Origin of the sequence: Mycobacterium innocens (genome assembly GCF_900566055.1) — a bacterium.
In the GTDB taxonomy this organism is placed as follows: domain Bacteria; phylum Actinomycetota; class Actinomycetes; order Mycobacteriales; family Mycobacteriaceae; genus Mycobacterium; species Mycobacterium innocens.
The window spans coordinates 43384-52325 of record NZ_UPHQ01000159.1; the positions used below are offsets into that span (position 1 = coordinate 43384).

Consider the following 8942-nt stretch of genomic DNA (forward strand, 5'->3'; position numbering starts at 1 on the left):
CTCGGCGCTGCTGAGGATCGAGCGCTGCCGACCCGTGCCCCGGCGTGGGAACCGTCGGCTGTCGGTGCGGCTGCCTAACGTCACCGCCATGGGTGCGAGCGGCGGAACTCAACTGAGTCTCGCCGGGCTCGACCCGCTCGCATTTCCCGGCATCGACCCGGCGGGTGCTCCGGGCCCGCCCTCCGACGAGCTATTGCCGCTACGGGAGACCACCTTCGTGGTGGTCGACTTGGAGACCACCGGTGGCCGCACCACGGGCACCGAAGCGGCCCCGCCGGACGCCATCACCGAGATCGGGGCGGTCAAGGTGCGCGGTGGGACCGTCCTCGGCGAGTTCGCCACGCTGGTGGACCCGCAGCGCAGCATCCCGCCCCAGATCGTGCAGCTGACCGGGATCACCACGGCCATGGTGCGTGACGCCCCCGTCATCGGTGCCGTCCTGCCGATGTTTTTCGATTTCGCCGGCAACTCGGTCTTGGTCGCCCACAATGCGGGGTTCGATATCGGGTTCCTGCGGGCCGCCGCGCGGCAATGCGACATCACCTGGCCGCGACCGAAGGTCCTGTGCACGGTCCGCCTGGCGCGGCGGGTGTTGAGCCGAGAGGAAGCGCCCAGTGTGCGGCTGGCCGAACTGGCGCGGCTGTTCTCGGTTGCCACCCAACCCACCCACCGCGCCCTCGACGATGCCCGCGCCACCGTCGACGTCTTGCACGCCCTGATCGAGCGGGTGGGCAACCAGGGCGTGCACACCTTTGCCGACCTGCGTTCGTATCTACCCAACGTGACCCCGGCGCAGCGCCGCAAACGGGTGCTGGCCGACGGCCTGCCGCACCGGCCGGGAATCTATGTGTTCCGCGGGCCGTCGGGCGAGGTGCTCTACGTCGGCACCGCGGTCGACCTGCGCCGCCGGGTCAGCCAATACTTCAACGGCGCCGATCCCCGCGGCCGGATCAAGGAAATGGTCAACCTGGCCACCGGGGTGGACCACGTCGAGTGCGCGCACCCACTGGAAGCCGGTGTACGTGAGCTTCGAATGCTGGCCGCACATGGGCCCCCGTACAACCGCCGATCGAGGTTTCCCCACCGTTGGTGGTGGGTGGTCCTTACTGAGGAAGCGTTTCCGCGCCTGGCCGTTGTTCGCGCTCCCCGGCACGGCCGGGTCATCGGCCCGTACCGGTCCCGGGCCGACGCCACCGAGACGGCCACCCTGTTGGCTCGCCTCACCGGAATCCGAACCTGCACCAAGCGGCTGGCGCGGTCGGCTCTGCACGGCCCGGCCTGCCCCGAGCTGGAGGTGTCGCCGTGCCCCGCCGCCCGGAACCTGACCGCCCAGCGATACGCCGACGCCGTGCAGCGCGCGACGGATTTGATCGACGGACGCGACAGCACGGCGCTGGTCGCCGCGATCCGCCAGGTCACCGCCCTGGCCGAGCGACATCGTTACGAGAGCGCGGCGCGGCTGCGCGACCACATCGCCACCGCGATCGAGACGCTGTGGCGTGGTCAGCGGTTACGCGCGCTGGCCGCGCTACCCGAACTGATCGCCGCGGCACCGGACGGCGGTGGTGGCTACCAGTTCGCTGTCATCCGCCACGGCCAACTGGCCGCCGCCGGTACCGCCCGGCGCGGGGTGCCACCGATGCCGGTGGTCGACGCCCTGCAGGCCGGTGCCCAGGCGATTATGCCGGCCGAGGCGCCACTCGGCGGCGCGCTGGTGGAGGAGACTGCGCTCATCGCCCGCTGGCTCGCGGCGCCGGGGGTGCGCATCGTGCGGGTCACCGGAATTCCGGATGCCGGGGGCGCCGCCGAAACCGCGGGCTGGGCCACACCGTTGCGCTGCGCCGGCGCATGGGCGGCGTGGGCGGAATCGGCCCGTTCGGCGCGGCTGGCCGTCGAGCAGGCACCCGGCCCGATGGGGCGGCACTCCGCTCACCAGGACCCGCCGCACCGCCAGGCCGGCAGCTCAGAGCTGCTGGCTGAACCGCACCCATCGCGCGAGCAACTGTTCGGCCGCGCCGCTGTCGATCGCCGCGCTGGCCCGCCGCAAGCCGTCCTCCCACGCGGGCAGCCATTCAGCACGGCTGGATAGCCCGGCATGGGCGACGATCGCGCCGGCGGCGTTGAGCACCACCGCGTCTCGGATCGGGCCCGGGGCCCCGCCCAGCACGGCGCGGGCTTCGGCCGCGTTGGCCTGCGCGTCGCCGCCCAGCAGCTCGTCGAGCTCGGCACGTGCGAAGCCGAATCCCGCGGGATCGAAAGTCAGTTTGTCGACGGTGCCCGCCTGCACCCGCCAGATCGTGCTGGTGGTCGTCGTGGTCAGCTCGTCGAGCCCGTCGTCGCCGTGCACCACCAGCACGCTGGACCGGCGCGTGGCAAACACCCCGGCCATCACCTCGGCGAGGTCAGCGAACGCGCAGCCGATCAACCCGGCCCGCGGCCGGGCCGGATTCGTCAGCGGCCCAAGCAGATTGAACACCGTGGGCACGCCGATCTCGCGGCGCACCACCGAAGCGTGCCGGTACGACGGATGGAATTGCGGCGCGAAGCAAAAGCCGATCCCGACTTCCTCGAGGCTGCGCACCACCTGATTGGCGTCCAGGTCGATGCGCACCCCGAGCGCTTCCAGGGTGTCGGCCCCCCCGGACAACGACGATGCCGCCCGGTTGCCGTGTTTGACCACGGGCACACCGGCGGCGGCCACCACGATGGCCGCCATCGTGGACAGGTTGACCGTGTTGATCCCGTCGCCACCGGTACCGACGACATCGACGGCGTCCTCCGGAACGGCGTGGGCCGGCATCGGGCGCGCGTGGTCGAGCATCACACCGGCCAATTCGGCGACTTCGTCCGCGGTGGGCACCTTCATCGTCATCGCCACCGCGAACGCGGCAATCTGTGCCGGCCGGGCGGCGCCGGTCATGATCTGATCCATTGCCCAGGCCGCCTGGCCCCGCGCCAAGTTGCCCCCGGCCGTCAAGCGACCCAGAACCTGTGGCCACGAGGTCACCGAAGCGGTCACCTGAGCCGACGCCACCGGGGGCCGACCACCGGGGGATCCTTCACCTGACCGAGCCACGCGCCGATGGTCGCATGCCGGCCGGCCACCGCCCAACGCGCGGCCGGCAACGCCGGGCACGCGGCGGCGCGCGGCTGTGAAACGACGCGCGGAAAACGAATTTGTGCCCCGGGTAGAGTTCGACAACTACAAAGCGTCATACTTGCGGATGTGACGAGTGCTGTAGGGACCTCGGGTACTGCCATCACGTCGCGCGTGCATTCGCTGAACAGACCGAACATGGTCAGTGTCGGCACCATAGTGTGGCTTTCCAGTGAGTTGATGTTCTTTGCTGGCCTGTTCGCTATGTACTTCACCGCGCGCGCTCAGTCCGGCGGGAAGTGGCCGCCGCCGCCGACCGAGCTCAATCTCTATCAGGCGGTGCCGGTGACGCTGGTGTTGATCGCGTCGTCGTTCACCTGCCAGATGGGAGTGTTCGCCGCCGAGCGTGGCGACGTGTTCGGGCTGCGCCGTTGGTATGTGATCACATTCCTGATGGGTCTGTTCTTCATCCTTGGCCAGGCCTACGAGTACTACCACCTGGCCACGCACGGGACGACCATCCCGGGCAGCGCCTACGGCAGCGTGTTCTATCTGGCCACCGGCTTCCACGGGCTGCACGTGACCGGGGGCTTGATCGCCTTCATCTTCCTGCTGATCCGGACCGGGATGAGCAAGTTCACCCCCGCGCAGGCAACCGCCAGCATCGTCGTCTCCTACTACTGGCATTTCGTCGACATCGTGTGGATCGCGCTGTTCACCGTGATCTATTTCATCCGATGAGCCGGCCCCCCCGAACAGGCATGAATAGGAGTGCTCAGTTGAAAAGACTGGGATTCACCCGATCCGGCGGCAGCGAGCAGCGGAACAGTCGCTCGCGGCGACGCCTCCACCGGCGGTTGTCGGGCGGGTTGCTGCTGCTGATAGCGCTCACCGTCGCGGGCGGCCTGGCTGCCGTACTGACACCCACCCCGCAGGTGGCGGTAGCCGACGAGTCGTCCTCAGCGCTGCTGCGCACCGGCAAGCAGCTGTTCGACACGTCGTGCGTGTCCTGCCACGGGGCCAACCTGCAGGGCGTGCCCGATCACGGGCCCAGCCTGATCGGCGTCGGCGAGGCGGCCGTGTACTTCCAGGTCTCGACAGGTCGGATGCCCGCCATGCGGGGTGAGGCTCAAGCGCAGCGCAAGGAGCCGATCTTCGACGAGACACAGATCGACGCACTCGGCGCCTACGTGCAAGCCAACGGCGGCGGCCCCACCGTGGTGCGCAACCCCGACGGCAGCATCGCCACCAAATCCCTGCGGGGAGACGACCTGGGGCGCGGCGGCGACCTGTTCCGCCTCAACTGCGCCTCCTGCCACAACTTCACCGGCAAAGGCGGCGCGCTGTCGTCAGGCAAATACGCCCCCGACCTGGGGCCCGCCAATGAGCAGCAAATCCTGACGGCGATGCTGACCGGGCCGCAGAACATGCCGAAGTTCGACGACCGCCAGCTGTCCTTCGAAGCGAAGAAGGACATCATCGCCTACGTGCGGACCGTCGCCGAGGAGCGGTCGCCGGGTGGCTACGGACTTGGCGGATTCGGACCCGCGCCCGAGGGCATGGCGATGTGGATCATCGGCATGGTCGCCGCCATCGGGCTGGCACTGTGGATTGGGGCGCGATCATGAGCGACGGCTCTCCCGTGACCGGCGACGCCAAGACCGACGTCGGCTCGGACACCGACAAGGGCCCGGGCGCGGCCCATGAGCCGGACGAGGCTGCGCTGGCCGCGATGTCGCAGCAGGAGCTGCTCGACCTGGGCGGCAAGCTCGACGGCGTCCAGATCGCCTACAAGGAACCCCGCTGGCCGGTCGAGGGCACCAAGGCCGAGAAACGCGCCGAGCGCGGAGTGGCGGTCTGGCTTTTGCTGGGCGGTGCATTCGGACTCGCCCTGCTGCTGGTTTTCCTCTTCTGGCCGTGGCAGTACAAAGCCACGGGAGAGTCCGGAAGCTTCCTGTACTCCCTTGCCACCCCGCTATACGGACTGACCTTCGGGCTGTCCATCCTGGCAATCGCAATCGGGGCGGTGCTGTTCCAGAAACGCTTTATCCCCGAAGAGATTACGATCCAGGACCGGCACGACGGCGCGTCTCGCGAGATCGACCGCAAGACGGTGGTGGCCAATCTGACCGACGCCTTCGAGAGCTCGACCATCCGGCGCCGCAAGCTCGTCGGGCTGTCCTTGGGCATGGGATTGGGCGCGTTCGGGCTCGGCACCCTGGTTGCGTTTGCCGGCGGCCTCATCAAGAACCCGTGGAAGCCGGTCGTCCCCACCGCCGAGGGCATGAAGGCCGAGCTGTGGACCTCCGGCTGGACCCCGCGCTACAAGGGAGAGACGATCTTTCTGGCGCGGGCCACCGGTTTGGACGACGGGCCACCGTTTATCAAAATGCGCCCCGAGGATATGGACGCCGGCGGCATGGAGACGGTGTTCCCGTGGCGGGAATCCGATGGTGATGGCACCACCGTGGAATCGCACGAGAAGTTGCAGGCCATCGCGATGGGAATTCGCAATCCGGTGATGCTCATCCGCATCAAGCCAAGCGATTTGGGCAAAATGGTCAAACGTCAAGGCCAGGAGAGCTTCAACTTCGGCGAGTTCTTCGCCTACACCAAGGTCTGCTCGCACTTGGGTTGCCCGGCATCACTGTACGAACAGCAGAACTACCGAATCCTGTGCCCGTGTCACCAGTCGCAGTTCGACGCGCTGCACTTCGCCAAGCCGATATTCGGCCCGGCGGCCCGCGCGTTGGCGCAACTGCCCATCACTATCGACTCCAACGGATATTTCGTCGCCAATGGCGATTTCGTCGAGCCCGTCGGACCGGCATTCTGGGAGCGCACAACATCATGAGTCCAAATCTCCGTCCTCCGAAAATCGGTGATGTGCTGGCCCGTCAAGCCGAGGACGTCGACACCCGGTATCACCCTTCGGCCGCGTTGCGCCGACAACTGAACAAGGTCTTCCCGACCCACTGGTCGTTCCTGCTCGGCGAGATCGCGTTGTACAGCTTCATCGTCCTGCTGATCACCGGCGTGTACCTGACGCTGTTCTTCGACCCGTCGATGACCGAGGTCACCTACAACGGCGTCTATCAACCGTTGCGCGGCGTCGAGATGTCGCGCGCCTATGAAACGGCACTGGACATCTCGTTCGAAGTCCGGGGCGGGTTGTTCGTCCGCCAGATCCACCACTGGGCCGCGTTGATGTTCTCCGCGGCGATCATGGTGCACCTGGCGCGGATTTTCTTCACCGGCGCGTTCCGGCGGCCCCGTGAGGCCAACTGGGTCATCGGGTCGCTGCTGCTGATCCTCTCTATGTTCGAGGGCTACTTCGGCTACTCGCTGCCCGACGACCTGCTGTCGGGTATCGGTCTGCGGGCAGCACTCTCGTCGATCACGCTCGGCATGCCGGTGATCGGCACCTGGTTGCACTGGGCGCTGTTCGACGGCGATTTCCCGGGCACCATCCTGATTCCCAGGCTCTATGCGCTGCATATTCTGCTGCTGCCCGGAATCATCCTGGCGCTGATCGGTTTGCATCTGGCACTGGTGTGGTTCCAGAAGCACACCCAGTTCCCGGGCCCCGGCCGGACCGAGCACAACGTCATCGGCGTACGGGTCATGCCGGTGTTCGCATTCAAGTCCGGCGCATTTTTCGCCGCTATCGTCGGCGTGCTGGGCCTGATGGGTGGCCTGCTACAGATCAACCCGATCTGGAATCTCGGTCCGTACAAGCCGTCACAGGTGTCGGCCGGCTCCCAGCCCGACTTCTACATGATGTGGACCGAGGGGCTGGCTCGTATCTGGCCACCGTGGGAGTTTTACTTCTGGCACCACACCATTCCCGCGGCGGTGTGGGTGGCGCTGATCATGGGCCTGATCTTTGTGCTGCTGATCGTCTACCCATTCCTGGAAAAGCGGTTCACCGGCGACTACGCGCATCACAACCTGCTGCAGCGGCCACGGGACGCCCCGGTGCGGACCGCGGTCGGCGCGATGGCGATCGCCTTCTACATGGTGCTCACCCTGGCCGCCATGAACGACATCATCGCGTTCAAGTTCCACATCTCGCTCAACGCGACGACCTGGATCGGCCGCATCGGCATGGTGGTGCTTCCGCCGTTCGTGTACTTCCTCAGCTACCGGTGGTCCATCGGACTGCAGCGCAGTGACCGGGCGGTGCTCGAGCACGGCGTCGAGACCGGCATCATCAAGCGGCTGCCGCATGGGGCCTACATCGAGCTGCACCAGCCGCTCGGCCCGGTCGACGACCACGGACATCCGCTACCGCTGGAGTACCAGGGCGCTGCTGTTCCCAAGCGAATGAACAAGCTGGGCTCGGCCGGCGCGCCGGGTAGTGGCAGCTTCTTGTCCGCCGATCCGGCATCAGAGGACGCGGCGCTGCGGGAGGCCGGTCATGCCGCCGAGCAACGTGCACTGACCGCGCTACGCGAATACCAGGACAGCATCGCCGGCTCGCCCAACGACGAGCACAGCCAGCACTAGGGACGAGACAGCCGCGAGCCAGGCCCGGCCCTGCGCCGATACGGTTCAGGGTCGGGCCGTCGCCCAGCCTGGACACCGGAACTACTCCGACGCGGCCAGCGGCAAGTGCGCACTCGTCGCGGATCCGCGGCCCGGCTAGCTGCGCTAACTGCGCAACGCCGGACCGGCTACCCGGGTGGCTGTCGGACGTGCCACGCCGGGATCACCGGTCAAGAGAGGACCAGGCGATTGCCGGTTGCCGGGGTCCGGTTATCGCTCGGCGACTGCGCGGCGCAGCTGCCGGACGTGGTACCACTCGATCGCCGGCATTCCTGCGGTGATAACCGCCGCCGCCCCGTAGCTGACCCATGATGCGCCGTCGTGACCGACGGCCATCAGATATGTTGCCAACGCCGCACCGATCAAGGCGGTGCCGATGGCACCGGTCAGCGCGACGGTTCCCCGCAACCAGATGCGATCCACCGCTTCACCGGACCGCTCGGCAGCCGCCTCGAATGCCCGGACTTGGTCGCGGCGGGTCGAGCCGCCGACCGTGCGCACCGCGGGTTTCCCGGGCCCGGCCGGCGGTCTGCCAAGCGCACGTGGCGGCGCCGGCCTCGCCACCGCCTCGGCCCCCGACATGCGGCGAGCCCGCAACAGCACCGGAATTGCCCCCGCAATGATCAACGCGGAGATGACGATGACGGCGTACAACACCCAGGTGGTATGCGAGTCTCTCGCCACCTTGTGAAAGCCTCGTCCGAGGTCGGCCAGCGCGACCGCTGCGGCGACGCTTACGCCGACCAGCGCCAGCCAGACCGCCGCACACGCGCCGATCAGGATGCGGTCGACGACAGCTGGAGGCACGATGCCGTCCGGCCCGCGCCGGTATGCGGAGTATCTGCCAAGCATCAGCAGCTCGTTTGCGGTGCGTCGTTGTTGTTCGATGACAGCACCGTCCCGTCGCTCGTGGTGATTGAGCAGTTGAGTTTGCTGACCCGGAAAAGACTGGATGCCTCCACCGAGCCCACATCAGATTGTGAGATCGGTGTGACGGTCATTGACCATGGAATGTACACGTTGTGCTGCGTCCTTCGGCGCCCCGAAGCGTCGACGTAGGTCACCGAGATGATGTCACCGGGCGCCTTGGTGCCGGTAACCGAATAAGTGACTTGTCGCGGACCAGCCAGGGTGGTGGTGGTTGTGGGCGGTGGCGCCGCCGCCGTCGTCGTCGCCGGAGGCGGTGCCGCCGTGGTCGTCGCTGGTGGCGGGGGCGCAGGCGTCACGGTCACGGTCTGCGTCTCCGTCGCTGTCGGGATCTCGGTGGTGGGCGGCGGTGGTGGCGGCGGAGGTGGTG

7 protein-coding genes and 1 pseudogene are annotated in these 8942 nt (G+C 67.6%); 5 read left to right on the top strand and 3 right to left on the bottom strand.

Annotation, left to right across the window (positions count from 1 at the left end; translation table 11 throughout):
* Positions 1-88: 88 nt before the first annotated feature.
* Positions 89-2026 (top strand): annotated as a pseudogene (locus EET03_RS15730) (DEDD exonuclease domain-containing protein); the annotation flags it as partial.
* Here the strand turns inward: EET03_RS15730 and trpD are convergent.
* Entirely contained in the window at positions 1964-3076 is a 1113-nt protein-coding gene (trpD, locus tag EET03_RS31610; RefSeq protein WP_425271528.1) for an anthranilate phosphoribosyltransferase, read from the bottom strand. The pseudogene EET03_RS15730 and the gene trpD sit on opposite strands and share 63 nt — an antisense overlap.
* Positions 3077-3226: 150 nt before the next feature.
* Here trpD and ctaE point away from each other — a divergent pair, with 150 nt between their 5' ends.
* Genes ctaE through qcrB form a run of 4 tightly spaced genes read left to right on the top strand, consistent with a single transcriptional unit; the run spans position 3227 to position 7606 of the window.
* A complete protein-coding gene (gene ctaE / locus EET03_RS15740; RefSeq protein WP_023364890.1) occupies positions 3227-3838 on the top strand; it encodes an aa3-type cytochrome oxidase subunit III in 612 nt (203 codons plus the stop codon).
* 38 nt (positions 3839-3876) lie between these two features.
* Positions 3877-4725 carry a cytochrome bc1 complex diheme cytochrome c subunit gene (gene qcrC, locus EET03_RS15745; RefSeq protein ID WP_075544364.1) on the top strand — a complete coding sequence of 283 codons (849 nt, stop codon included), beginning with the start codon at positions 3877-3879 and terminating at the stop codon, positions 4723-4725.
* Complete coding sequence (gene qcrA, locus EET03_RS15750) at positions 4722-5951, top strand: cytochrome bc1 complex Rieske iron-sulfur subunit (protein WP_075544406.1); 1230 nt, start codon at positions 4722-4724, stop codon at positions 5949-5951. The genes qcrC and qcrA overlap by 4 nt, the downstream gene beginning before the upstream one ends.
* Entirely contained in the window at positions 5948-7606 is a 1659-nt protein-coding gene (gene qcrB, locus EET03_RS15755; protein ID WP_063470499.1) for a cytochrome bc1 complex cytochrome b subunit, read from the top strand. Before qcrA ends, qcrB begins: the two co-directional genes overlap by 4 nt.
* Positions 7607-7855: 249 nt before the next feature.
* On the opposite strand, the gene EET03_RS15760 is transcribed toward qcrB, so the two are convergent.
* Positions 7856-8497, bottom strand: a complete 642-nt coding sequence (locus EET03_RS15760) for a DUF2561 family protein (protein WP_063470498.1) — start codon at positions 8495-8497, stop codon at positions 7856-7858.
* Positions 8497-8942: MmpS family transport accessory protein (locus EET03_RS15765; RefSeq protein ID WP_244232382.1), on the bottom strand; the 446-nt coding region annotated here is incomplete at its 5' end. The genes EET03_RS15765 and EET03_RS15760, both read right to left, overlap by 1 nt.

Excerpts from the sequence above, each read along its gene's own strand:
- EET03_RS15760 (WP_063470498.1), bottom strand. The coding sequence starts at position 8,497 with ATGCTTGGCAGATACTCCGCATACCGGCGCGGGCCGGACGGCATCGTG.
- qcrB (WP_063470499.1), top strand. The coding sequence starts at position 5,948 with ATGAGTCCAAATCTCCGTCCTCCGAAAATCGGTGATGTGCTGGCCCGT.
- qcrA (WP_075544406.1), top strand. The coding sequence starts at position 4,722 with ATGAGCGACGGCTCTCCCGTGACCGGCGACGCCAAGACCGACGTCGGC.